We start from the raw sequence: 23,312 nt of genomic DNA, 5'->3' as shown, positions 1-23,312 counted from the left end.
TTACCGATAAGAAACGGCTTTGGCGGCCGCGACCACCTCGGCCACGGAAGGCAATGCGAGCTTTTCGAGGTTCGCGGCATAAGGCATCGGCACGTCCTTGCCGGATACGCGCGCGACCGGCGCATCGAGATAATCGAAGGCGTGCTCCATGATGCGGGCGGCGATCTCTGCGCCGACGCCGGACTGCTGCCAGCCCTCTTCCACCGTCACCGCGCGGCCGGTCTTCTTTACCGAGTTGACGATCGTCTCGGTGTCCATCGGGCGCAGCGTGCGCAGGTCGATCACCTCGGCCTCGATGCCTCCCTTCGCGAGCTCGTCGGCCGCCTTCAGCGCGTAGGTCATGCCATTCGACCACGAGATCAGCGTGACATCCTTGCCCGAGCGAACGATACGCGCCTTGCCGATCGGGATCACGTAGTCGTCGAGCTTTGGCACTTCGCCGGTGTGGCCGTACAGGACTTCGTTTTCGAGGAAGATGACGGGGTTGGCATCGCGGATCGCGGCCTTGAGCAGCCCCTTGTAGTCGGCCGCCGAGAACGGCGCGATCACCTTTAGCCCGGGAATTTGCGAGTACCAGGCCGAGTAATCCTGGCTGTGCTGGGCGGCGACGCGGGCGGCGGCGCCGTTCGGGCCGCGGAAGACGATCGAGCAGCCCATCTGGCCGCCCGACATGTACAGCGTCTTGGCCGCGGAGTTGATGATCTGGTCGATCGCCTGCATGGCGAAATTGAACGTCATGAATTCGACGACCGGCTTCAGCCCCGACATCGCAGCACCAACGCCGACGCCGGCAAAGCCATGCTCGGTGATCGGGGTATCGATCACGCGCCGCGCGCCGAATTCCTGCAAGAGCCCCTGGGTCACCTTGTAGGCGCCCTGATATTCCGCGACCTCTTCGCCCATGATGAACACGTCGGGGTCGCGCCGCATCTCTTCCGCCATCGCATCGCGCAGTGCCTCGCGAATGGTCTGGGTGATCATCTCGGTGCCGGCGGGGACTTCCGGATCGGGCTCGGCGACCGCGGCCGGCGGCGCGGCAGGTGCCTTCTCGGCCTTGGGCTGCGGCGCCTCCGCTTTGGCTTCGGAGGGGGGCGCGGATTCCGCGGCCTTCGCCGCTTGCGCCGGCGCGCTCGCCTTGCCGAGGTCGGCCGCGCTCTCGCCGTCGGCCAGAATGGTCGCGATCGGCGTGTTGACGGCGACGTCGGCGGTGCCTTCCGGGATCAATATCTTGCCGAGCGTGCCCTCATCGGTCGCCTCGACTTCCATCGTCGCCTTGTCGGTCTCGATCTCGGCGATGACATCGCCCGACTTGATCGTCTCGCCTTCCTTCTTCAGCCACTTCGCAAGATTGCCCTTCTCCATGGTGGGCGACAGCGCAGGCATCAGCACTTGAATGGGCATATCGGCTCCCGAAAATAACTCATCAGTTGGTTCTGCGCTCGTTTGATCTGCAGGTCGCGAGAGCAGCAAACCAGGTCCCACGTTTTACGAACTATGCGTTGAATTACCTGTAGACGTCGGTCCAGAGCTCGGACGGATCGGGCTCGGGATCGCGCTGGGCGAAATCGGCGGATGCGTTGACGATCTCGCGGACCTCGGCGTCGATCGCCTTCAGCTCCTGCTCGCTGACCTTGGCGGCCAGCAGGCGATTGCGCACCTGCTCGATCGGGTCCTGGTCGGTGCGGATCTTCTCGACCTCTTCGCGGGTCCGGTATTTGGCCGGGTCGGACATCGAGTGGCCGCGGTAGCGGTAGGTCTGCATTTCCAGGATGAACGGCCCCTTGCCGGCGCGGCACCAGGCCACCGCCTCGTCCCCGGCGGCCTTCACGGCGCGTACATCCATGCCGTCGATCTGCTGGCCCGGAATGTTGAAGGAGGCGCCGCGCTTGGAAAAATCGGTCAGGGCCGAGGAGCGCGTCACCGATGTGCCCATGGCGTAGCGGTTATTCTCGATCACATAGATCACCGGGAGCTTCCACAGCTCCGCCATATTAAAGCTCTCGTAGACCTGGCCCTGATTGGACGCGCCGTCGCCGAAATAGGCGACGCTGACGAAATCATTGCCGCGATAGCGATTGGCGAAAGCAAGGCCGGTCCCGAGCGAAACCTGGGCGCCGACGATACCGTGGCCGCCGTAGAAATTCTTCTCCATGCTGAACATGTGCATGGAGCCGCCTTTGCCCTTGGAGTAGCCGCCGCGGCGGCCGGTGAGTTCGGCCATGACGCCGTTGGCGTCCATCCCGCAGGCCAGCATGTGGCCGTGGTCACGGTATCCGGTTATGACCTGATCGCCCTTCTTCAGGGCCATCTGCATTCCGACCACCACAGCTTCCTGGCCGATATAGAGATGGCAGAAGCCGCCGATCGCACCCATGCCGTAGAGCTGGCCGGCCTTTTCCTCGAAGCGGCGGATCAGGAGCATGTCCCGCAGCGCGGCCAGTTCCTGCGCCTTGGTGAATTCCGGTGGGGACCCGTTTGCCTTCTCCTGCCCTGATTCTTTCGTGACGCTTTTCTTGGGTGCAGCCATGGCAATTCCGGGTGAAAGAGAGACGGATCAGCCCTCTCTATCCCAACTCAAACCGCCGTGAAAGGATTGCGTGCGCTGGAGAAAATATTGCTATACCGCAGTGCAATGTGGGCTGCGACATTTTCGAAATTGATTTCGCGATTTTTTGAAATTTGCGGACCGGTCACGCCAGCATCGCCCCCATGACGGCCGTGTTCGTGACGCAGGTTTGAAAATCAGTTCGACTTGATGGTCCGGACCAGATCGCGCGGATTGGCGTAGTCGAGCTGGAAGCGCGCGCGCTCATCCAGCATGTCGGGATCGACCCGGTCGGACCGCAGCAGCGATACCCGCTGCTCGCCCTCTGCCCGCTCCCGCTTCAGCCGCGCCAATTCCGAAGTCAGGGCAATGATTTCCTGATCGAGCTCCTGGCGCGCATTCAAACCGTATTTGCCGGTGTAAGCGTTGACGCCGAAATAGCCGACCATCATCGCCGCCACCGTATAGAGGGCGAGCCCGGTCAGGATGGATTTCAATCGGGTACGGGAGACCATGCCGTCAAGATGCGACGGCTGGGTTAATGGAATGCTAAGAACGCGGCCTGACTGGCCCTCCCGTCATTGCGAGCCACCCGGTCGGCGCAAAGCGCCGCCGGATGACAGGCTCCGCGAAGCAATCCATCTCTCCGCGCGTGGGGACAGATGGATTGCTTCGTCGCTTGCGCTCCCTTGCGCAAACGCTTCGCGTTTGTCGCAGGCAATGACGGGGTGAGAGCATGCTCCTCGCGACTACGGGGGAGAAGCCGTTTACCCGTTCTGCTTCTCGATGAAAGCCGCAAACGCGTTGATGTATTGCTGCAGCACCTTCTGCACCGCTTCCTTCACGAGCTCGCCCTTTTCGTTAAAAGCGTCGCCGATGCCGTTGAGGTAGATTTCGGGCTGGCCGAGGATCGGACCGGAAATACCCGGCAGGATGTTCTGCAAATGCTTGGCGGCGTTGACGCCGCCGAGCGCGCCGGGCGAGTTGCTGACGATGCCGGTCGGCTTGCCGAGGAACGAGCTCTTGCCATAGGGGCGCGACCCGACGTCGATCGCGTTCTTCAGGACGCCTGGGATCGAGCGGTTATATTCGGGCGTCACGAACAGCACGCCGTTCGATTTCTGCAGCTTTTCGCGAAACGCCAGCCAGTCAGCCGGCGGTGCAGCTTCCAGATCCTGGTTGAAGAAGGAAATTTCATGCAGCGTGGTCACGTCGAGCTTGAGCGAAGCCGGCGCCAGTTTGGCGAGCGCATTGGCGACCTTGAGCGAAAAGCTCTCCTTGCGGAGAGAGCCGACGATCGTGACGATGGTATGGGTGGCCATTGGATTTCCCTTTTGAAGCAAAAGCGCCAGCGCTCCCTTACGCCAGATCAGCAGAAAGATGCAAGTGCATTAACTTATCTTTACGGCTGCCTCGGCATGCAAAACAGGCCGCCTGAAAGGCAGCCTGTTCGCGGCGATAGAAGCGCGCGCTCACCCCTTGTTCGGATTGATCAGGAATTTCTCGCCGGTGGAGCGCTTGTTGTAGACGGCGATGTTGGAAAGCTGCAGCGTCTCCTGCAGCGACACTTCCTGCGTGTAGTGGCTGGCAAAGGTGGTCTTGAGCTCGGACGCGACACGCTGGCGCAGCCGGCCGATTTCGGCGGGGCCGATCTTCTGCAGGAACGGCGTCAAGAGCCAGCCGCCGACGCCCCAGGTCAGGCCGAAGGTACGGCTGAGCTCGGTCGGACGATTGTCGAGGCTGCCGTAGATATAGACCTGCTTGTACACGTTCGAGCCGTAGCGGCTGTATTCCTTGGCGGTCTTGTTGGCCGCGATTTCCATGCAGGTAAGGATCTGGCTCGCCAGCTTGCCGCCGCCGATGGCGTCGAACGCAATGGTGGCGCCGGTTTCCACCAGGGCATTGGTCAGATCGTCCATGAACGTGTCTGCGGTGGAATCGACGACATATTTGGCGCCGATCTTGTGCAGGATGTCGGCCTGCTCCTTGCTGCGGACGATATTGACGAGGCCGATGCCGTCCTTGATGCAGATCTTGTTGAGCATCTGCCCGAGATTGGAGGCGGCCGCGGTGTGCACCAGCGCCTTGTGGTTCTCGCGCCGCATCGTTTCGGTCATCCCGAGCGCGGTCAAGGGATTGACGAACCATGATGCACCGTCGGCCGGCGTTGTGCCTGACGGCAGCTCCATGACGTCCCTGACCTTGATGGTGCGATACTGCGTGTACATCGCGCCGCCGATCATCGAGACCGCCTTGCCCATCAGCGCTTTCGCGGCGTCCGAAGATCCGGTCCTGATCACCACGCCGGCACCTTCATTGCCGACGGGGAGCGACTGGTCGAGCCGCGCCGCCATCATCCGCATCGCGGCTTCCGGCATCTTCGCCGTGACCATGGGCGCATCCTTGGTGCCGGACTCCTTCGCCGTCGACATGTCGGCGGGACCGATCAGCAGCCCAAGGTCGGACGGATTGATCGGGGTCGCCTCGACACGGACCACGACTTCGTCGTCGGCCGGCTCGGGCGTCGGGACATCGACCAGCGACAATTCGAGTTCGCCGCTCTTCTTGAGCAGCGAACGCAGTTGAAGCCCGCTCTTGCCGTCGCTCATCGCCATCCTCCCCCTGGTGTCCGTCCTATCTGGTTGCGCCGATGCGTTACGCCAAGGCCTTCAGCGCCGATTTGCCGGCATATTTCGCCTGATTGCCGAGTTGCTGCTCGATGCGCAGAAGCTGGTTGTACTTGGCGGTGCGGTCGGAGCGGGCCAATGATCCGGTTTTGATCTGGCCGCAATTGGTGGCGACCGCGAGATCGGCGATGGTGGAATCTTCGGTCTCGCCGGAACGGTGCGACATCACGGACGTGTAGCCGCATTTGTGCGCCAGCTCAACGGCGGCGAGCGTCTCCGTCAGTGTGCCGATCTGGTTGACCTTGATCAGGATCGAATTGGCGCGGCCGTTCTTGATGCCGTCGGCAAGGCGGGTGACGTTGGTGACGAACAGGTCGTCGCCGACGAGCTGGCACTTCTTGCCGATCAGGTCGGTCAATTCCTTCCAGCCGTCCATGTCATCCTCTGACATGCCGTCCTCGATCGTGACGATCGGATAACGAGAGACGAGATCGGCGAGATATTTTGCCTGCTCGGAACGCGAGCGGGTCTTGTTCTCGCCGCCGTAGACGTAATTGCCGTCCTTGAAGAACTCGGTGGCGGCGCAGTCGAGGCCGAGCATGACGTCGCTGCCCGCCTTGTAGCCGGCCTTGCCGATCGCGCTCACCACGAATTCGAGGGCTGCGTCCGCCGACGGCAGGTTCGGCGCAAAGCCGCCCTCGTCGCCGACATTGGTGTTGTGGCCGGCCTTCTTCAGTTCGCTGCGCAGCGTGTGGAAGATTTCCGAGCCGCAGCGCAGCGCCTCGGCGAAGCTCGCGGCGCCCACGGGAAGGATCATGAATTCCTGGAAGTCGATCGGGTTGTCGGCATGCACGCCGCCGTTGATGATGTTCATCATCGGCACCGGCAGCGTCCGCGCCGAGGTGCCGCCGACGTAACGATAGAGCGGCATGTCGAAGGATTCGGCCGCCGCCTTGGCGCAGGCCAGCGAAACGCCGAGGATGGCGTTGGCCCCGAGCCGGCTCTTGTTCGGCGTGCCGTCGAGATCGATCATGATCTGGTCGATGTGGACCTGGTCCTCGACCGCCTGATCGCTGAGTGCCTCGAAGATCTCGCCGTTGACGGCTTCCACCGCCTTCTGCACGCCCTTGCCGAGATAGCGCTGCTTGTCGCCGTCCCGCAGTTCGACCGCCTCATGGGCGCCGGTGGACGCGCCGGAGGGAACAGCCGCGCGGCCGATCGAGCCGTCTTCCAGCACCACATCGACTTCAACGGTGGGGTTGCCACGGCTATCGAGAATTTCACGGCCAATGATGTCGACGATGGCAGTCATGTCTTAAACTTTCCTGGGAATGGGTGGTCCGGTTTCGGGGGCGGTCTTACACGGGGAGCAAGCAAATGTGAACGCTTGAGGAATGGCCTTTTCCGGACGGCACCGCCTGGTCAGGATAAACTGCTCCAGGGTTGATATCGGCGTCCAAACCTTCACGTTCACAAGCCGGGGTAACGCAATGAACCGCCGCCAGTTTCTTAAAAACACGACTGCTGGAATTTTCGCCGCCCCCACCCTGCTGCGCGCGGCCGCCGCGCAGGAAGGCCCGTTCCGGGTCAAATATTATCCGATCGATGGCGGCGTCGGCCTGCACGATGTCACGCCCGCGCGCGATGGCGCGATCTGGTTCACCGGTCAGCGCAATGGAACGCTGGGGCGATTAGACCCACGGGACGGCGCGTTCAAATTGATCAATCTCGGCAAGGGCGCATCGCCGCACGGCGTCGTGATCGGCCCCGACGGCGCGCCGTGGGTGACCGAGGGCGGACAGAACGCGATAGCGCGCGTCGACCCCGGCGACCACAAGGTGACGCTGTTCCGCCTGCCCGAAAAGGAGGCCTACGCCAACCTCAACACCGGTGTGTTCGACAAGAGTGGCATCTACTGGTTCACCGGCCAGTCCGGCATCTATGGCCGGCTCGATCCGAAATCGGGCGAAATGACCGTGTTCAAGGCGCCGCGCGGCGTCGGTCCTTACGGGATCACGGTCACCCCGAAGGGCGAGATCTGGTACGCCTCGCTCGCCGGCAATCACATTGCAAAGATCGATCTGGCGAGCGGCCAGGCGACCATCGTCGAACCGTCAACGCCAAAGCAGGGCGCGCGGCGGGTGTGGTCGGACTCCAAGAGCCGGATCTGGGTCAGCGAATGGAACAGCGGCCAAGTGTCGGTGCACGATCCCGCCGACGGCTCCTGGAAGGCCTGGAAGTTGCCCGGGAGCAATCCGCGGGCGTATGCCGTCTATGTCGACGACAAGGACAAAGTCTGGCTCACCGATTTCGGAGCAAACGCCATCGTGCGCTTTGATCCCGTAACCGAAAAATTCAACGCGTTCCCGAGCGACAAATCGGGTGCGAATGTGCGCCAGCTCGACGGCCGGCCCGGCGAGACCTGGGGCGCTGAATCCGGCAATGGCCGGCTGGTCGTGATACAGACGGCCGCGTGAGGCTCTTCGTCGTCCTGTCGCTGTTATCCCTTCTTCTGCCCGCTCCCGCCAATGCGGCGGAAGACGGCGCGCGGGCATTCACGCCCTGCCGCGCCTGCCATAGCCTCGATCCCGCGGAGCGTGGCATGCCCGGCCCCAACCTGTCAGGCGTGATCGGACGCGGCGTGGCGGGTAACGCTGATTTCGATTACTCCCCTGTGCTGCGCAAAGCGCGCGACGACGGGCTGCGCTGGGACCCACAACGCCTCGAGACCTTCCTTGCTGATCCGGAGGGTATGTTTCCAGGATTATGGATGTCGATGCGCGGAATCGAGGACGCCGCGGAACGACAGGCGCTGGTGCGGTTTCTTGGCGACCCAGCCTCACGCTAGCGGTTGACGATTACCCCCGCAGCGTTCATGTCAGCCATCGCAAAGGACGATCACGATGGCCAAGAAATCAGTACAGAAATCATTGCCCAAATCATTGCAGCTCGGCCGCGCCGTGGAATGGCCTGATAGCCCGGAAAAGGCGCAACTCGACCGCGTGCCCAATCCGCAAGCAGGCACCAATTATCTGGTTCGCTTCACCGCACCGGAATTCACCTCGATTTGCCCCGTGACTGGCCAGCCGGATTTCGCGCATCTCGTGATCGACTACGTGCCGGGGCAATGGCTGCTGGAATCCAAATCGCTAAAACTCTATGTCGCGAGCTTTCGCAATCACGGCGCCTTCCACGAGGACTGCACGGTTATGATCGGCAAGCGGATCGCCGCCGAGATCAAGCCGAAATTCTTACGCATCGGCGGCTACTGGTATCCGCGCGGCGGCATCCCGATCGACGTGTTCTGGCAGACGGGCAAGATGCCCAAGGACGTGTGGGTGCCCGATCAGGGCGTCGCGCCCTATCGCGGGCGCGGCTAGGCGCTCAGAAGGTGGAACGCAGCGGACCTCCGAGAACGTTTGAGCTCAAGGGCCGAAAGGTCAATTGCGCTGCCATGATCCACATATCCGTTCAAGCCTAGGCACGAAAGTGTATAGTGCATCTATTCTTTTTCCAGATGCGTCAAAGGGAGGAAGGCCATGCGGAAGTCCCTCCTCGGGGTTACCGTCGCAGCTCTTAGCCTATCGGCATCCCAGCCGCTGCTTGCGCAAGACGATGCGGATCAGCAGCTCGGTCAAGTGCATTTTGAAACCTCTTGCAACGAGGTGGCGCAGCGTCGCTTCGATCGTGCGATGCGCTATCAGCACTCCTATTGGTATGCCAACGCCAAAGAGATCTTTGAGGAGGTCATCAAGGCTGACCCCACATGTGCCATGGGATATTGGGGCATTGCGCTCACGCTGATGGACAACCCGCATGCCGCAATCCCGCGGCCGAATCTCGCGCCCGGCCTTGCCGCTATCACGAAGGCCAAGGAAATCGGGGCCAAGACCGAGCGCGAACGCGACTACATCGATGCCCTTATGGTGATGTACGCGGACTACGACAAAATTCCCCACGTCCAGCGCATGCGCGCCTTGCGGGATGCGCAAGCTAAAGTCGCAGCGAAATATCCTGATGACGACGAGGCTCAGATCGCCTACGCCATCACGCTCAACACGTCGGCGGACCTGAACGACAAGACATACGCCCAGCAGGCCAAGGGCGCCGCAATTCTTGAGCCAATGTCCGTGCGGCTGCCGCAGCATCCGGGCGTAACGCACTACCTGATCCATCTCTACGACTATCCGGCGACCGCACAAAAAGGTCTCGACGCCGCCAACCGGTACGCCAAGATCGCGCCGGCAGCGCCGCACGCCCAGCACATGCCGTCGCACATCTACACCCGCGTCGGCTACTGGAAGGAATCGATCGCCTCCAACGTCGCCTCCGTAAAGGCGGCCAAGGCCGAGAAGTCGGTCGGCAATTATCTGCACGCGCAGGACTATATGGTTTACGCCCACCTTCAACTTGCCCAAGATCAGCAGGCGCGCGCCGTCATGAACGACATGGCAAGAGAGACCGACTTCAAGGCCACGGTCGCGGCGGCCGACTACGCGCTGGCGGCGTCGCCAGCTCGTTATGCGATCGAGCGCGGGGACTGGGACGCCGCCTCGCAACTGTCTGTCAGGCCGAGCGGCTTGAACTTCGCGATGGCCATCTCGCACTTCGCCCGCGCGCTCGGCGCCGCGCGCTCTGGCAAGCCGGAGGCCGCGAGGGCCGACGTCCAAAAGCTCGCAGAATTGCGCGACAAGTTGCGCGAAGCCAAGGATAATTATTGGTCGGGGATCGTCGATATCCAGCATCAGGTGGCTGTTGCCTGGGTGCTTCACTCCGAGGGCAAATACGACGAAGCGCTCAAGGCCATGAGCGCTGCAGCCGAGGCCGAGGACAAGACCGAAAAGCATGTGATCACGCCAGGCCCGCTGGCGCCGGCGCGCGAGCTTTACGGCTTCATGCTGCTCGATCGCGGCATGGCCAAGGAGGCGCTTGCGGCCTTCGAGGCCACCAAGGCCAAGGAGCCGAACCGTCTCCAAGGCTACGCTGGCGCCGCCAAGGCCGCCGATACGCTCGGTGACAAGGTTGTGGCGCGAGACAACTATCAGCAACTCGTGGCGCTGACGGCGAATGCCGACACGGAACGGCCAGACGTCGCGGCGGCGAAGAAGTATCTCGCCAGCAACTAGTCCAACCAGCGGTGGTGCCATGAAGGCGGTAGGTCGTGTCGCCATTGTAGCAGTGTCGCTGGGAACTGTGCTGACGGCGATGCTGGCATGGTCTGGTCTGCCACAGAACGCGGCCGCGACTGCGACCGCGCCGGTATGGACCGAGATGGCTTGGCCCTTCCCCAGCGATCCCTTTGGGAAGGGAAAGGCCTTCCGCTGTAAGGTGGCGGATTGCGGTGCCGAGGTGAACATTTATCTGCGTGCCAAGATCGGCTTTTGCAATTGCACGACCGGGGTAGCCGATGACGACGACGTGGATCGCATGGGAGATCTTGTTCTCGTCGGCGACGCCTCCCCGCTCGGCGGCAGCCGTCCAATCAAAATTGCGTGGATGGACGGACGCAGCCGCGCATACGCGCTCAACGCTCGCAATCCGCTTGGCAAGACGGCGATCTCGGTCGTTTTCAGGGAACGCTGCGACATGATCACTGCGACTGCTGTGGTCGGCCACGACCGGCCAACAGCTATCGAACCCAGCGTGATCGAGTTTCTCAATGGCAGCACTGTGATGCGCTGGGCCGAGATTACGCTTGGCCTCTAATCCGACTGCGAGAACTCGTCGGCAGTTCGCAAAGCGGCCGAAAAGATCTCCTACTCAATTACCTCATCAGCGCCGCTGACGAGTGAAGGTGAAAATTCTCGTCCAAGTAACTTGGCGGCCTTAACGTTGATGATGAACTCCACCTTGGTGACAAGCTGGACCGGAAGATCGGAAGGCTTCTCGCCTTTGAGGATGCGCCCGACATACATGCCCGCGCGCCGATGCGATTGCGCAAAGTCTCCTCCATAGCTCATCAAGCCGCCTGCGGCAGGGAAGTCCCGGGATTGGGTAATTGCTGGCACGCGATATTTCATCGCGAGCTCGGCCAGCTCTCTACTGCGAAATGCGAAATAGGGGTCCGAGGTAAAGACGAGGCCACTCGCTTCCTGAGCTGCGGTGGAGAAAATTGGCTCGAACTCCTTTTCAGTAGTTGCGTTCAACACCTGTAGATGCACTCCCAGTGTTTCGGCGGCCGAGCGTAGCTTCTGCAATTGCGAATTGGCGGTTGGACTTGTGGGGTTGGCGACCACCGCCAATTTAGCTGCGGTCGGCAGTAGTTCATGCATCAACTCAAGCCGCTTCGGCGACACGTCGACGCTCAGGCTCGAAACCCCCGTGATATTGACGCCCGGCCGCCGCAAGCTGTCCACGACACCTAACTGAACGGGGTCGCCGCCCATCTCAAAGACGATTGCATTGCTCGCACCGGCAGCCTTCACGGCGAGCGCAACCTGCGCGCCGCCGGGCGCGACGACGACGTCGACATTGCGGGTGACCAGGTTGGCAGCCAAGGCAGGCAATTGTGTGTATTGCCCTCCGGCCCACTGATAGAGAATGGTAACATTACGGCCTTCGACAAAGCCGGCTTCGCCAAGTCCTTGGTGAAAAGCTTTGAGTCGACTGGCAAACAGCTCCGGAGATTCCGCGCAAAGATAGCCGATGACCGGCATCGCCAGTTTTTGCGCGTGTAGCGAGGTCGTCCACGTGGCGGCGCCCGCCATCAACGAGAGAAAGTCTCGCCGACTGACGCATCTGCGCCACGCTGTTGCATTGAAGTTGGCACTCTTCATACCATTCACCCAATGGGCGGTCCGTCGGCCGTTGATCCCAGCATATCCCGCGACGCTGACTTAGTCGCGAACGGATTCAGCCAGGCCGCCGCAGCTTGCCGTCGGCTATGGGTGTATCGAAGGAAATTCCGAATACCGGAATAGCCTCGTCAAATCCCTTGATTTGGCGGTCCCCAAGTTCGACCAGGAATCGCTTGCCCCTAACACATTCGGCGAGTTCGGAGTCTATCAGGATTTCCCGATCTGCGGCAGATGCGCATAGACGGGCCGCTAGATTTACCACACTGCCGATGGCGGTGTAATCGAACCGGTTCGCGTATCCGATCCGTCCAACCGTTGCTGCCCCACTGGCAAGACCAATCCCGAACCCAACCTGGTAGCCTCGCGATCGCCAGCCGGCGATGAGTCGTTGCACACTCTTCTGCATCTCAACGGCCAGATCGACAGCCCTTAGTGCCGGTTCTTCAACGGGCACGGGAGCGTTCACGAGCACCATAAGGCCGTCTCCCGAGAAACTGATGAGTGTCGCCTCAAATTGCGTAATGGCTCTGCCAAGCACCTCATAGTACTCCGACAGCACGTTCATGACTTCCTCGGGTGCAAGTGCTGCGGAAAATGCGGTGAAGCCTCGCAAGTCGCAAAATATAACGACGACCTCTGCGCGGCGCCCGTCCAATACACTGTCGTCGCCCGCTCGATCGACGAGGTCGGCCACCTGCGGTGCGAGAAATCGCTTGAGCTTCGCTATGCGTTCCTGGTGCTCCTGCCCCAGCGCCAACTCGGCAGCCATCTTGTTAAAGCTGTTTGCCAGACGCTGAAACTCGTCGCCGGTCTCGATGGAAATGCGGTGGCCGAAAGACCCAGCCCCGATCTTCTCAGTCCCTTCCTCGAGAACCCTTATTGGTTCGGTCATCCGGTGCGCCAGTGCATAGGCAAGCAACGCGGCCAGCATTGTGCCCCCCGCGAGGAGCGCCACGGTTCGCCACAAGACGGCATAGATCGGTGCGTAGGCTTCAGCCAGCGGCTGTTCGACGACTACAGTCCAATCGGGACCCGCAACGGGAGCCGCGACGGCGGCAACCTCATGGCCGTGGACATCTCGGCTTGTCGCGAAGCCGGTCCCCGCGGGCCCGATTGCGTCGCGTATGGTGCGAAACGGCTTGGAGGTTGCTTCTTCTGCCCCACGGAGGACGAGGCTGATGTCGGGATGAGCAATGAGCCGACCCGGTCGGTCCAAAACGAACGCGAAGCCGGTCTTTCCCACCTTTATCGCTGAAATCACATCCCAGATCAGCTTGAGATTGACTTCAGCGATAACTACTCCGACCGATGGTCGATTACCAGCAACCGCAACCGTCAGGTGTGGTTCGGAGCCTCGATGGTAGCTTACGTCGCTAAACCAGACTTGTCCCGAGCGGGCGCCAATTACCGCGGGATCAGCGGATCGGTCTGTGCGGCTTTCAATTCGATTGAGCCCGATCCGTGAAACATAGAGGCGCTCCAGGCCCCTGTTGTCGAGGAGTGCCAGACTGACGATCGCAGGCGCCTGCCGAAACAAGCGTAACGCCTCGGTCCGCCGCCGCTCGTCGGGCTCGTCGCTCCAGGGAACCTGAACCAACCAGCCGAGCTGGTTTGTGATACCGTAGATGAAATCATGGATTTCGGCTGCGGCAGACGTTGCTTGAACGCCAAGCAACTGATCAAGCCTTGCTCGCTGGTCGCGATAGCCGAACCAGGCTTCGACAACACCGTTAATCGCGAGCGGTATCGCGACGGCCATGAACAGCACGAACAAGTACTTCTGGAAAAGGCCGCGAAAACGTTCTCGGACAATCATCGCTGGTACCAGTATAAAACAAAGTCAACGACTGCACTTGCTTCGGCGGTCCACCGGCAATCTTTATCACAGACTCCCAAGCATACAGCCGGTCCAAAAGATATGGCCGCGGGCGAGTCCCGTTTTTCTTACATTTTAGGGCTTTTCGGATTGTAGCGCTAAACGGACAACCAGCTGCGTATGTTTCACTTGCGTCAAGCTAGTCGGTGGTGCCGCGACCGAAGCCGGATAGAAGTCGAGCATCGTACGGGGTGACGATGGTTCGCGCTGCACGCGGCTGCGCAGGGCAGCATCCTCCCGGCGATCGACCAAAAGGTCGGCCGCCTCTCTCAGTGGCCGCTCAGCACCAGCGTCTTGACCGGCAACATCAGCGCTTGAATGCGCAGCAGCATGGCGTGCACGAGACCGGTGGCATCGACGACGTGCAGCGCAAAGCTCTTGAAGCCGCCGACTTGGCCCGAGGCGATCCGCTCGTGGTTGCTGGTATAGGCATTGGCAACGCAACTGCTGCCCGGCGTCACGCCCTCCAGCCCGCCCTGGAAGATCGGCTCCATGTAGACGAGGATCGTGCCCGGGCGCACGACCTGCTGCGCTTCGACCAATTGCTCGCCGCCCCTGAACTGCCCTGCCGCGATGTAGTCCTGGACGTTGGTCACGACCATCGGAATGATCGCCCACGGCTTGGAAATGCAGGTGGCCTCGGCCACCATTCCGACCTTCATGACCTGCGCTTCGATTTGTCCGAACCCTGCCAGAAGCGCGCGTCGTCCCGCGCCCTCCGGAATCAGGACGCCGGCCGACCGTATCATCGGATTGACGATATCGCCCGGCCTGAGCGCGAACTGCTCGACCCGCCCATCGACACCGGCGCGAATAACGGTCCTGTCGAGATCGACCTGCGCTTCGGCTAGAGCCGCCTCCGCGCTTGCCTTCTCCGCCGGGAGAAGCGCGCTCAACCGCGTCATCGCGGATTGTTTGGAAGCGGTCGCGGCGTCGAGCGTGCCCTGCCGGCCCGCGGCGGCCACCTCGAGCTTTTCGATGTCGCGTTGCGGCACGATGCCGGGGTTGCGCTTCTGCAACTCGCGTTTGGTGTCGAGTTCGTCTGTTGCCTGCTGCAGCGCGCCCTTTGCTTCCTGAAGCTGGCCTTCCGCCTTAAGAATATCGGCCTGCGCCGACAGCATCGCCGCATCCACTTCGGCAATCTTGCGCCGCGCGGTCTGCAGCGACGCTTCCTGCTTGGCGCTGTCGAGCCTGAACAGCACATCGCCCTTCTTGACGGGCGCGCTGACGTCGACCTTCACCTCGGCCACCCGGCCGGTGACTTCGGGAACGATCGGAACGGTCCGGTAGAACAACGTCGCCGAACTCGTCGACGGATGATAGTAGAAGATCATCGTAATCAACGCGACGGTGAGCATCAGACAGGAGATGATGCCCCATCGCAGTTCGAACCACACCGAATAGAGCGTGATCTCGTGACCGAGGCGTTTGCCCTGCCGGTAACGCCGATAGAGATAATCGGGTAAGATGGTCAGCAGCGAGCAGAGGAGCAGCTCAAGCATGGCTGTGCACCTCGCTCTTGGCGCCAGCGGCCTTCTCGATTCGGGCCTTGGCGTCATCGGACGCGGCAGCGTGCGTCGCGTCTCCAATAGGCGGCTCGGTCGGGTTCTGTTCGGGCGGAACGCCAGCCATCTTCTCGACCGATCCCGCAATCCTGCGCAGCGGCGTGCTGAAATCCGGCAGGTCGATCATCGCAAGGATCAAGCCCGCCACCCAGAACAGGTGCATGTGCGTGAAAAGCGCCAGCAAACCCAGGACCGCCACGATCTCGAACTGGAGCTTCTGCGACTTGTGCGCCATTCGCTCCGGCAGCGTGTGCAGACGCAGATAGATGTTACCGACTGCCAGCACGGCGGCAATGAGGATGATACCGACCACAACCATCAGCACATCGGTATCGCCCGGTGCAGTGATGAAGGACGGCAGATGATGCGGCGCGTTAGGGTGAAGCGGCTCGCTCACAGCAGTCCTCCCTTCACAACGAACCAACGGCACGGGTCGGCCGACCATCGCGATCTTGGCACAATGTGGGAACTTGGCAAGTGCTGAACACGCTCGCAACGTGCAGGCGCTGACCCGGCTCCGCGCCTTTGTCGCGCCCAGCGCGATCGGCTACGTAGCCGCCGCATCCGCCGGCCGGGTCTGCCGCAACAGCCGCGCGCAGACAAAGCCCAGCGCGATCATCACGGCCGCCGCGGTGAGCAAGGTCGGGACCTTGCCGGCATGCTGGATGCCGAAGCCATAGGCGATCGGGCCGACGGTCTGCCCCATGAAGAAAAAGAACGCGTGCAACGACAGCGCGGTCGCGCGCGCCTCCGCCGACAATTCGCTGGCGAATACCTGCAGACTGCCGTGGATCATGTAGAAACCCCAGCCCATGAAGATCAGGCTGAGCGTTTGCAACTTCCATTCCGGCCCCATCGCGACCGCGATGAGCTGGACACCGACCAGCGTCGCTCCTCCGATCATCATTCCATTCACACCAATCTTCGGCAGAAGCCGCGACACGGTCATGGTGTAGAACAGGCCGCCGACCGCAAAGCCCGCGATGACGACACCCGCGATCGACAGCGAGGTTTGTCCGAGCTCGAACAGGAACGACGCAATGAACGGAAACAGGCCGAGCACGCAGCAGCCTTCGATGAAGACGGCCGAATAGCAGATGCGCGCGTTCGGGTTGGTGAAAATCGTGCGATAGCCCTGTTTGAGGGCTGACAGGCTGGTCCGGGGCGGATGTGTCAGCGCCGCGCCGCGGAATCCGATCGCAACCACGATCGAGGCCAGCACGACGATCCCACCGAGCACAGCCAGTACGCCGCGCCAGCCGAGGAAATCGCCGATCAGGCCGGACACCGTAGCGCCCAGAAGATTGCCGGTCATGGCGCCAGCCAGCGTACGCCCGATCGCGACCTGACGCTTCTCGGCACCAACGAGATCGCTGGTCAGCCCCAGCGCGATCGGAAACACGCCGCCCGAACCGATGCCGGCCAGAATTCGGCTCGCAAACAACAGCGGGAACGAGGTCGCCATCGCGCCAAGAATGTTGGCGAAGCCGAGCAACGCCAGGCAGACGATCATCAACCTCGCCTTGCCGAAAATGTCGGCAAAGGCGCCAAGCACCGGCTGGATGATGGCAAAGGTGAAGGCGAAGGCGGCGGCGAAACTCGCGGCTGTGGCGATGCTGACCGAAAAATCCTCGGCCACATGCGGCAACACCGGATCGAGCGCGCGGGCAGACAGGGCTGCCGAAAAGGTCGCGAGCGCAATGATGTTGAGCGCCGGCGGCATGCCGCTGGCGGCGGTCACGACGAGGCGTTCTTGGCCAGCGTGTCAAAACCCATCAGCGTCTTCACCAAGGCTTCGAACTCGCGCAGCGGCACCATATTGGGTCCGTCCGACGGCGCGCGGTCCGGATCGGGATGGGTCTCGATGAACACACCGGCGACGCCGACGGCGACCGCGGCGCGCGCCAGCACCGGAACGAATTCCCGCTGGCCGCCGGACGAGCTGCCCTTCCCGCCCGGCTGCTGCACCGAATGGGTGGCGTCGAAAATGACGGGCGCACCCGTCGTCTGCGCCATAATCGGCAGCGCACGCATGTCGGAGACCAGCGTGTTGTATCCAAACGAGGCGCCGCGTTCCGTCAGCAGCACATTTGGATTGCCGCCGCCGGTGATTTTGCCGACGACATTGGCCATGTCCCACGGCGCGAGGAACTGCCCCTTCTTGACATTGACGACCTTGCCAGTCTTGGCCGCCGCAAGCAGCAGGTCGGTCTGCCGGCACAAGAACGCCGGTATCTGCAGCACGTCCACTGCCTGCGCCACCTCGGCGCATTGGGCGGCCTCGTGCACATCGGTCAGTACTGGCAATCCGACCGAAGATCGTATCTCGGCGAAGATCGGCAAGGCCTGCGCCAGGCCAATGCCGCGCGCGGCCGAGCCGCTGGTGCGGTTGGCCTTATCGAAGGAGGTCTTGTAGACAAGGCCAATTCCGAGACGCCCTGCGATCTCCTTCAGCGCCGAAGCCACTTCGAGCGCATGCGTGCGGCTCTCAAGCTGGCAGGGACCGGCAATGATCGAAATCGGCAGGTCGTTGCCGAATTTGACCGGGCCGACCGAAACGACCGGGGCTGCATCGAGTTTGGCGTTCAAGGGATTTTCCTTCTGCTGGCGCGGACCATGCCGGTCCGCGACTTCAGGATCAACCCCGTTTAACCCCTGAATATCAGGGTTGCATGAGCGGCTATTTTACCGCGGAGAACGGCGTCGGCACCAAGAGCTGGCTGACGATGTTGTCGATGATCTGGCCGTCCTCCTCGCTTCTGGCGCGGCCCGCGATCCAATCCGGATCGCTCTGGAATGCCGTCCATTTCTTCTCGCGTTCGGCGAGCGACTCCCAGGCGATGAAGTAGGTCAGTTCCTGATTGGAGGTGCCGATCAGCGTGGTGTAGAAGCCGGCCTGCTTGATGCCGTGCTTGTCCCATAGCTTCAGCGTCAGCGTATCAAAGCGCTTCATCAGCGCCGGCAGGCGGCCGGGCAGACAGCGATAGACGCGCATTTCCATGATCATCGGCTTTGCTCCCAAGGTTATTGTTCTTGCAGGTAACGGGAGCGGTTTGTCGCAATAATTGACGCGTTCGTCAAAGTGTAGGGTGGGCAAAGCGAAGCGTGCCCACCATTTCACGGCGCATATTTGGATAGAATGGTGGGCACGGCGCTTCGCCCCTTTGCCCACCCTACAATTCCGGTGCGAGTCTACACCAACCGGCTCTGCACCACCGCCGCCTGAATGAACGACGCAAACAGGGGATGCGGCTCAAACGGCCGTGACTTCAGTTCGGGATGGAATTGCACGCCGATGAACCAGGGATGGTCCTCGTATTCGACGATTTCAGGCAGCACGCCGTCGGGCGATAGGCCTGAGAAACGCAGGCCGTGCTGTTCGAGGCGGTCTTTGTACGCCGTGTTGACCTCGTAGCGGTGGCGGTGGCGCTCGGAAATCTCGGTGGCGCCGCCATAAACGGCCGAGACGCGGCTGCCGCGCTTGAGCGTCGCGGGGTAAGCGCCCAGCCGCATCGTGCCGCCGAGATCGCCCGACTGCGAGCGCTTCTCCAACTCGTTGCCACGCAGCCATTCCGTCATCAGGCCGACCAGCGGCTCTTTGGTCGGGCCGAACTCGGTGGAGTTGGCTTCCTCGATGCCTACGAGATTGCGGGCGGCTTCGATGACGGCCATCTGCATGCCGAAGCAGATGCCGAAATACGGCACGTCGCGCTCGCGCGCGAACTGTGCGGCGCGGATCTTGCCCTCGGCGCCGCGCTGGCCGAAGCCGCCGGGCACCAAAATGCCGTTGACATGTTCGAGGAACGGCGTTGGGTCTTCGTTCTCGAACACCTCGCTCTCGATCCAGTCGAGATTGACCTTCACCTTGTTGGCGATGCCGCCATGGGAGAGCGCCTCGGTCAGCGATTTGTAGGCGTCCTTCATGCCGGTGTACTTGCCAACGATGGCAATGGTCACCGCGCCTTCCGGGTTACGCACGCGCTCGTTGATGACGTTCCAGCTTTGCAGCGCCGGCGGAATCTTTGGCGCGATGCCGAACGCGGCCAGCACCTCGTCGTCGAGGCCGGCGGCGTGATAGGCCTCAGGGACGGCATAGATGTTGTCGACGTCCCTCGCCTCGATGACGGCGCTTTCGCGCACGTTGCAGAACAGGCCGAGCTTGCGCCGCTCTTCCTTCGGGATTTCGCGGTCGGTACGGCAGAGCAGGATATCCGGCTGGATACCGATCGAACGCAGCTCCTTCACCGAGTGCTGGGTCGGTTTTGTCTTCAACTCGCCGGCGCTCGGAATGTAGGGCAGCAGCGTCAAATGAATGTAGACGGCGTGATCGCGCGGCAGTTCGTTCTTGAGCTGACGGATCGCCTCGAAGAACGGCAAGCCCTCGATGTCGCCGACGGTGCCGCCGATCTCGACCAGCACGAAGTCGTACTCGTCGTTGCCGGAGAGAACGAATTCCTTGATCGCGTTGGTGACGTGCGGGACGACCTGGATGGTGGCGCCGAGATAGTCGCCGCGGCGTTCCTTGGTGATGATGTCCTGGTAGATGCGCCCGGTGGTGATGTTGTCGGCCTTGGTGGCCGGACGCCCGGTAAAGCGCTCGTAGTGGCCGAGATCGAGATCGGTCTCGGCGCCGTCATCGGTCACGAACACTTCGCCGTGCTGATACGGCGACATCGTTCCGGGATCGAGGTTGAGATAGGGGTCGAGTTTGCGGAGACGGACCTTGTACCCGCGAGCCTGCAGCAGGGCACCGAGTGCCGCCGAAGCCAGACCCTTTCCGAGCGAAGAAACCACGCCGCCGGTGATGAATATGTACCGCGCCATGGGATTCTACCTTTAAGGCCACTGCCCCGATTCTCCAAAACGAATCGCATGCGCGGGCAAACATTTTGCCGGGCTGTGGGTGACGTGAATTTTAAAGCGATTTCAGAGCATTAATGGGGATATCTGATGCAGGACGGTAGAGGGCCGCCCTGCATAGCCACCCTGCTTTATTGCGAACGCGGCGCCTGCGGGCCGGACTGGCCCTGCTGCTCATCCACCTTCTTAAGCGTATCGAGCACGCCGCCGGAGGTCGGCGGAGCGACCGGCGTTGCGCCACCCGGTTGGGACTGCGTCGTCGGTGTGCCGAGGATCGAAGCAGGCTTGCGGTCGACGCCGGCGAGCCAGGCCAGCGCCATGCTGGTCACGAAGAAAAGCCCCGCCAGAATGGCGGTCGTCCGCGTCAGGAGATTGGCGGTACCGCGGCTCGACATGAAGCCGGCGCCGCCGCCCATGCCGAGCCCGCCGCCTTCGGATTTCTGCAGCAGCACGGCGCCGATCAGCACGGCGACGATCATGAGGTGAACGACGATAATGACGGTCTGCATCTCAAAACCTTCCGTCACAAGCGAAGAGCGCCGGGCTTCGGCTGCACCAAGAGCTTGCGGGTTTTCCTGAAGTTGCGCGGTGTTACACGATCGGACGGGGCATTGTCACCCCCAACCGCCGCCGTGGAGATAATTGCCGCAGCCGCCATGGCAAGGCTGCCCGCGCCTCCCGCCCGATGCTTGCATCCGGGACTTGAGATCGCAACAATTTCTCCTATAATAGACGAATGGATACTTTAGTAGACGATCTCAGCGCCCGGCTCGCCCACCGCCTGCGACTCGAACGCGATAGCCGTGGCTGGTCGCTGGCGGATCTCGCCGAACGCTCCGGGGTATCAAAAGCCACCATCAGCAAGATCGAACGCGCCGAAGTCAGCCCGACCGCGGTGGTGCTGGTTCGGCTCGCCAGCGCCTTCGACCTCACCCTCGCCGGCCTGATGCTGCGCGCCGAAGGCCAGGGCGGGCGTCTTTCGCGCGCCGCCGAGCAGCCGGTGTGGCGCGATCCCGAGACCGGCTATTTGCGCCGGCAGGTGTTCAACCGGCCCGATCATCCCATTGAGATTATCAAGGTCGAGATGCCGGCGAAGCAGCGCGTAACGCTGCCCGCCTCATCCTACGCCCACATCCGCCAGGTCCTCTGGGTGTTGTCGGGCTCCCTCGTGCTCATCGATGGCGGCGAACGCCACGAACTTGGACCCGGCGACTGCCTCGGATTCGGTCCGCCGGCGGAAGTGACGTTCGCCAACGAGACCACCGCACCCTGCACTTACGTCGTTGCCCTTGCCCGGAGCTGACGCCGATGCTGGAGATCGCTTGCAACAACGCCGCGACCCAGCCTGCAAGCACCAACGACCCGATTCCGGCCGGCCACAATGGCGGGCCGCCGCTCGAGGATGAGCACCGGCCTGAATGGGGCGACGGCGGCATCGGCAATTACTTCTACTGGAAGGCGGCGCACCGCGCGGCCTGGCACAACCCCTCGCCCGGCATTGTCGCGTTCCGCATCCGGAAAGCCGAGCGGCTGGGCCTCACCTACGAAGAATACACGCTGGAAATTCTCGAACGCGGGCGACATCTGCAGGTCGAGGATGTCGAGCGGATTGCAGAGATCAAGCGGGCGCGCTCGCGGCGCGCCGCCAATCCTCGAAGCTGAACCTTGCGGAAATTCATCCTGATGTCGGACATCCTGATCAAAGCCTTGAACCCGTCGCCCGAAATTTGCGCCATGCTCGGTGATTTGCTGATCGAAACCGTGGCGAACGGCGGCTCGGTCAGTTTCATGCATCCGCTGTCACAGAAGGCGGCCGAGGCGTTCTGGTCCAACTCGCTCATCGCGGCTGGTCGCGGCGAGCGGATCATCCTTGGCGCTTTTGACGGGGACGGGCTGATCGGGACGGTCACGCTGTTGCTCGACCTTCCGCCGAACCAGCCGCATCGCGCCGAGATCGCGAAGATGATGACGCGCGTCAGCCACCGCCATCGCGGCGTCGCCACAGCGCTGCTACGCGAGGCCGAGCGACTGGCGATCGCGCGCGGGCGCTGGTTGTTGGTGCTCGACACCGCCGAGGACGAAGGCGCGGCAGGACTCTACGAGCGGATGGGATTCAAGCTAACCGGCGTGATTCCGGACTACGCGTTCAAACCCCATGGCGGGCTGACGGGCACGCTGATCTACTGGAAGCGGTTGCAGGAAGGCGCGCCCGCCTGAGTTAGCACGCCTCCGCAATCGCCAGAAAGTCCACAGCTTTCAGGCTGGCGCCGCCGACCAGTGCTCCATTTACATCGGCAACCGCCATCAGTTCGGCCGCGTTCGAGGGCTTGACCGATCCGCCATAGAGAATCCGGATCTTGCTGCCTTCCGTCTTAAATCGGCTGGTGAGAACATCGCGGATAAAGCGATGAACTTGTTCGACATCTTTTGGTGTCGGCGTCAGACCGGTGCCGATCGCCCAGACCGGCTCATAGGCCACCACCAGATTGGCTGACGTCGCGCCGTCCGGCAACGAACCGGCGAGTTGCCCGCCGCAGACATCCAGCGTCTGGCCGGCATCGCGTTGCTTCTGGGTCTCGCCGATGCAAACGATCGCCACCAGGCCCGCCCGCCAAGCCGCTTCCGCCTTCTGCCGGACCAATGCGTCGGTCTCGGCATGGTCGGCGCGCCGCTCCGAATGCCCAACGATGATGGCACTGGCGCCGGCATCCGCCAGCATTTCCGCCGAGAGATCGCCGGTATGGGCGCCCGATGCCTTGGTATGGCAATCCTGCGCCCCGACGGTGAGTTTTGAACCGAGCGCCCTGTCGGCAAAGCCGCCGATCAGGGTGGCCGGAGGGCAGACCAGCAGATCGGCCTTGCCGGCCAACGCACCGGCACCGGCGATCATGGCTTCGAATTCACCTAAGGAAGATTTCAGGCCGTTCATTTTCCAGTTGCCGGCGATCAGCGGCCGGATGGCATCGGTCATGTCGATTGTCCCGCAAATATCAGCGTTCCAGATGCGCTAGCAGAGCCACGCCGCCAGTTCCAGATACCGGT

Annotated in this window: 24 protein-coding genes; 8 read left to right on the top strand and 16 right to left on the bottom strand. The window is 62.2% G+C overall.

The genetic code is table 11. From position 1 onward, the window contains the following. The 6 genes from V1292_RS24455 to eno all read right to left on the bottom strand — a co-directional run bounded on the left by V1292_RS24455 (window position 1) and on the right by eno (window position 6,484). Complete coding sequence (locus V1292_RS24455) at window positions 1-1,401, bottom strand: pyruvate dehydrogenase complex E1 component subunit beta (RefSeq protein ID WP_334375191.1); 1,401 nt, start codon at window positions 1,399-1,401, stop codon at window positions 1-3. Window positions 1,402-1,504: 103 nt separating this feature from the next. Continuing rightward, on the bottom strand, window positions 1,505-2,527 hold the full coding sequence (gene pdhA / locus V1292_RS24450; protein WP_334375190.1) for a pyruvate dehydrogenase (acetyl-transferring) E1 component subunit alpha: 1,023 nt from the start codon (window positions 2,525-2,527) through the stop codon (window positions 1,505-1,507). A gap of 215 nt (window positions 2,528-2,742) precedes the next feature. Continuing rightward, complete coding sequence (locus tag V1292_RS24445) at window positions 2,743-3,060, bottom strand: FtsB family cell division protein (protein WP_334375189.1); 318 nt, start codon at window positions 3,058-3,060, stop codon at window positions 2,743-2,745. Window positions 3,061-3,312: 252 nt separating this feature from the next. Continuing rightward, the gene (locus tag V1292_RS24440; RefSeq protein WP_334375188.1) at window positions 3,313-3,867 is read right to left on the bottom strand and encodes an NADPH-dependent FMN reductase; all 555 of its coding nucleotides are present in this window, start codon (window positions 3,865-3,867) and stop codon (window positions 3,313-3,315) included. Window positions 3,868-4,017: 150 nt separating this feature from the next. After that, entirely contained in the window at window positions 4,018-5,154 is a 1,137-nt protein-coding gene (locus V1292_RS24435; protein ID WP_334375187.1) for a zinc-binding dehydrogenase, read from the bottom strand. Between the two features lie 46 nt (window positions 5,155-5,200). Next, a complete protein-coding gene (gene eno / locus V1292_RS24430; RefSeq protein ID WP_334375186.1) occupies window positions 5,201-6,484 on the bottom strand; it encodes a phosphopyruvate hydratase in 1,284 nt (427 codons plus the stop codon). A 178-nt stretch (window positions 6,485-6,662) separates the two neighbouring features. On the opposite strand from eno, the gene V1292_RS24425 reads away from it, so the two are divergent. From V1292_RS24425 to V1292_RS24405, 5 genes are all read left to right on the top strand, one after another. After that, the gene (locus V1292_RS24425) at window positions 6,663-7,649 is read left to right on the top strand and encodes a Vgb family protein (RefSeq protein WP_334375185.1); all 987 of its coding nucleotides are present in this window, start codon (window positions 6,663-6,665) and stop codon (window positions 7,647-7,649) included. Continuing rightward, window positions 7,646-8,020, top strand: coding sequence for a c-type cytochrome (locus tag V1292_RS24420; RefSeq protein WP_334375184.1), 375 nt, complete (start codon window positions 7,646-7,648; stop codon window positions 8,018-8,020). The genes V1292_RS24425 and V1292_RS24420 overlap by 4 nt, the downstream gene beginning before the upstream one ends. 55 nt (window positions 8,021-8,075) lie before the next feature. Then, on the top strand, window positions 8,076-8,552 hold the full coding sequence (gene queF, locus V1292_RS24415) for a preQ(1) synthase (protein WP_334375183.1): 477 nt from the start codon (window positions 8,076-8,078) through the stop codon (window positions 8,550-8,552). A gap of 159 nt (window positions 8,553-8,711) precedes the next feature. Continuing rightward, the gene (locus V1292_RS24410; protein ID WP_334375182.1) at window positions 8,712-10,298 is read left to right on the top strand and encodes a tetratricopeptide repeat protein; all 1,587 of its coding nucleotides are present in this window, start codon (window positions 8,712-8,714) and stop codon (window positions 10,296-10,298) included. A 19-nt stretch (window positions 10,299-10,317) separates the two neighbouring features. Beyond that, window positions 10,318-10,878, top strand: a complete 561-nt coding sequence (locus tag V1292_RS24405; protein WP_334375181.1) for a hypothetical protein — start codon at window positions 10,318-10,320, stop codon at window positions 10,876-10,878. Window positions 10,879-10,928: 50 nt separating this feature from the next. Here V1292_RS24405 and V1292_RS24400 read toward each other — a convergent pair whose 3' ends face one another. The 9 genes from V1292_RS24400 to secG form a co-directional block, all read right to left on the bottom strand. Further along, window positions 10,929-11,879: an ABC transporter substrate-binding protein gene (locus tag V1292_RS24400; protein ID WP_334377152.1), complete on the bottom strand. Its 951-nt coding sequence runs from the start codon at window positions 11,877-11,879 to the stop codon at window positions 10,929-10,931. Window positions 11,880-12,024: 145 nt separating this feature from the next. After that, window positions 12,025-13,785 carry an adenylate/guanylate cyclase domain-containing protein gene (locus V1292_RS24395; RefSeq protein WP_334375180.1) on the bottom strand — a complete coding sequence of 587 codons (1,761 nt, stop codon included), beginning with the start codon at window positions 13,783-13,785 and terminating at the stop codon, window positions 12,025-12,027. A gap of 329 nt (window positions 13,786-14,114) precedes the next feature. Next, the gene (locus V1292_RS24390; RefSeq protein WP_334375179.1) at window positions 14,115-15,347 is read right to left on the bottom strand and encodes an HlyD family secretion protein; all 1,233 of its coding nucleotides are present in this window, start codon (window positions 15,345-15,347) and stop codon (window positions 14,115-14,117) included. After that, complete coding sequence (locus V1292_RS24385; protein WP_334375178.1) at window positions 15,340-15,807, bottom strand: hypothetical protein; 468 nt, start codon at window positions 15,805-15,807, stop codon at window positions 15,340-15,342. Before V1292_RS24385 ends, V1292_RS24390 begins: the two co-directional genes overlap by 8 nt. A 150-nt stretch (window positions 15,808-15,957) precedes the next feature. Beyond that, window positions 15,958-17,133 carry an MFS transporter gene (locus V1292_RS24380; protein ID WP_334377151.1) on the bottom strand — a complete coding sequence of 392 codons (1,176 nt, stop codon included), beginning with the start codon at window positions 17,131-17,133 and terminating at the stop codon, window positions 15,958-15,960. 14 nt (window positions 17,134-17,147) lie between these two features. Continuing rightward, window positions 17,148-17,999 carry a 3-deoxy-8-phosphooctulonate synthase gene (gene kdsA / locus V1292_RS24375; protein ID WP_334375177.1) on the bottom strand — a complete coding sequence of 284 codons (852 nt, stop codon included), beginning with the start codon at window positions 17,997-17,999 and terminating at the stop codon, window positions 17,148-17,150. A 91-nt stretch (window positions 18,000-18,090) separates the two neighbouring features. Continuing rightward, window positions 18,091-18,417, bottom strand: a complete 327-nt coding sequence (locus tag V1292_RS24370) for an NIPSNAP family protein (protein ID WP_334375176.1) — start codon at window positions 18,415-18,417, stop codon at window positions 18,091-18,093. Between the two features lie 185 nt (window positions 18,418-18,602). Further along, on the bottom strand, window positions 18,603-20,234 hold the full coding sequence (locus V1292_RS24365; RefSeq protein ID WP_334375175.1) for a CTP synthase: 1,632 nt from the start codon (window positions 20,232-20,234) through the stop codon (window positions 18,603-18,605). A 167-nt stretch (window positions 20,235-20,401) separates the two neighbouring features. Beyond that, window positions 20,402-20,779 (bottom strand): preprotein translocase subunit SecG, encoded by a 378-nt coding sequence (secG, locus tag V1292_RS24360; RefSeq protein WP_334375174.1) that lies wholly within the window; start codon window positions 20,777-20,779, stop codon window positions 20,402-20,404. Window positions 20,780-21,006: 227 nt separating this feature from the next. On the opposite strand from secG, the gene V1292_RS24355 reads away from it, so the two are divergent. The 3 genes from V1292_RS24355 to V1292_RS24345 are packed head-to-tail and all read left to right on the top strand — an operon-like array spanning window position 21,007 to window position 22,487. Continuing rightward, a complete protein-coding gene (locus V1292_RS24355) occupies window positions 21,007-21,573 on the top strand; it encodes a helix-turn-helix domain-containing protein (RefSeq protein ID WP_334375173.1) in 567 nt (188 codons plus the stop codon). 5 nt (window positions 21,574-21,578) lie between these two features. Then, complete coding sequence (locus tag V1292_RS24350; protein WP_334375172.1) at window positions 21,579-21,932, top strand: hypothetical protein; 354 nt, start codon at window positions 21,579-21,581, stop codon at window positions 21,930-21,932. Between the two features lie 21 nt (window positions 21,933-21,953). After that, window positions 21,954-22,487, top strand: a complete 534-nt coding sequence (locus V1292_RS24345; protein ID WP_334377150.1) for a GNAT family N-acetyltransferase — start codon at window positions 21,954-21,956, stop codon at window positions 22,485-22,487. Window position 22,488: 1 nt separating this feature from the next. Here the strand turns inward: V1292_RS24345 and tpiA are convergent, their stop codons facing one another. After that, window positions 22,489-23,241: a triose-phosphate isomerase gene (tpiA, locus tag V1292_RS24340; RefSeq protein ID WP_334375171.1), complete on the bottom strand. Its 753-nt coding sequence runs from the start codon at window positions 23,239-23,241 to the stop codon at window positions 22,489-22,491. Window positions 23,242-23,312 lie beyond the last annotated feature (71 nt).

Source organism: Bradyrhizobium sp. AZCC 1719, assembly GCF_036924525.1.
In the GTDB taxonomy this organism is placed as follows: domain Bacteria; phylum Pseudomonadota; class Alphaproteobacteria; order Rhizobiales; family Xanthobacteraceae; genus Bradyrhizobium.
The sequence above is the reverse complement of the archived record's forward strand: the minus strand, read 5'-3'. Positions and strand labels throughout refer to the sequence as shown.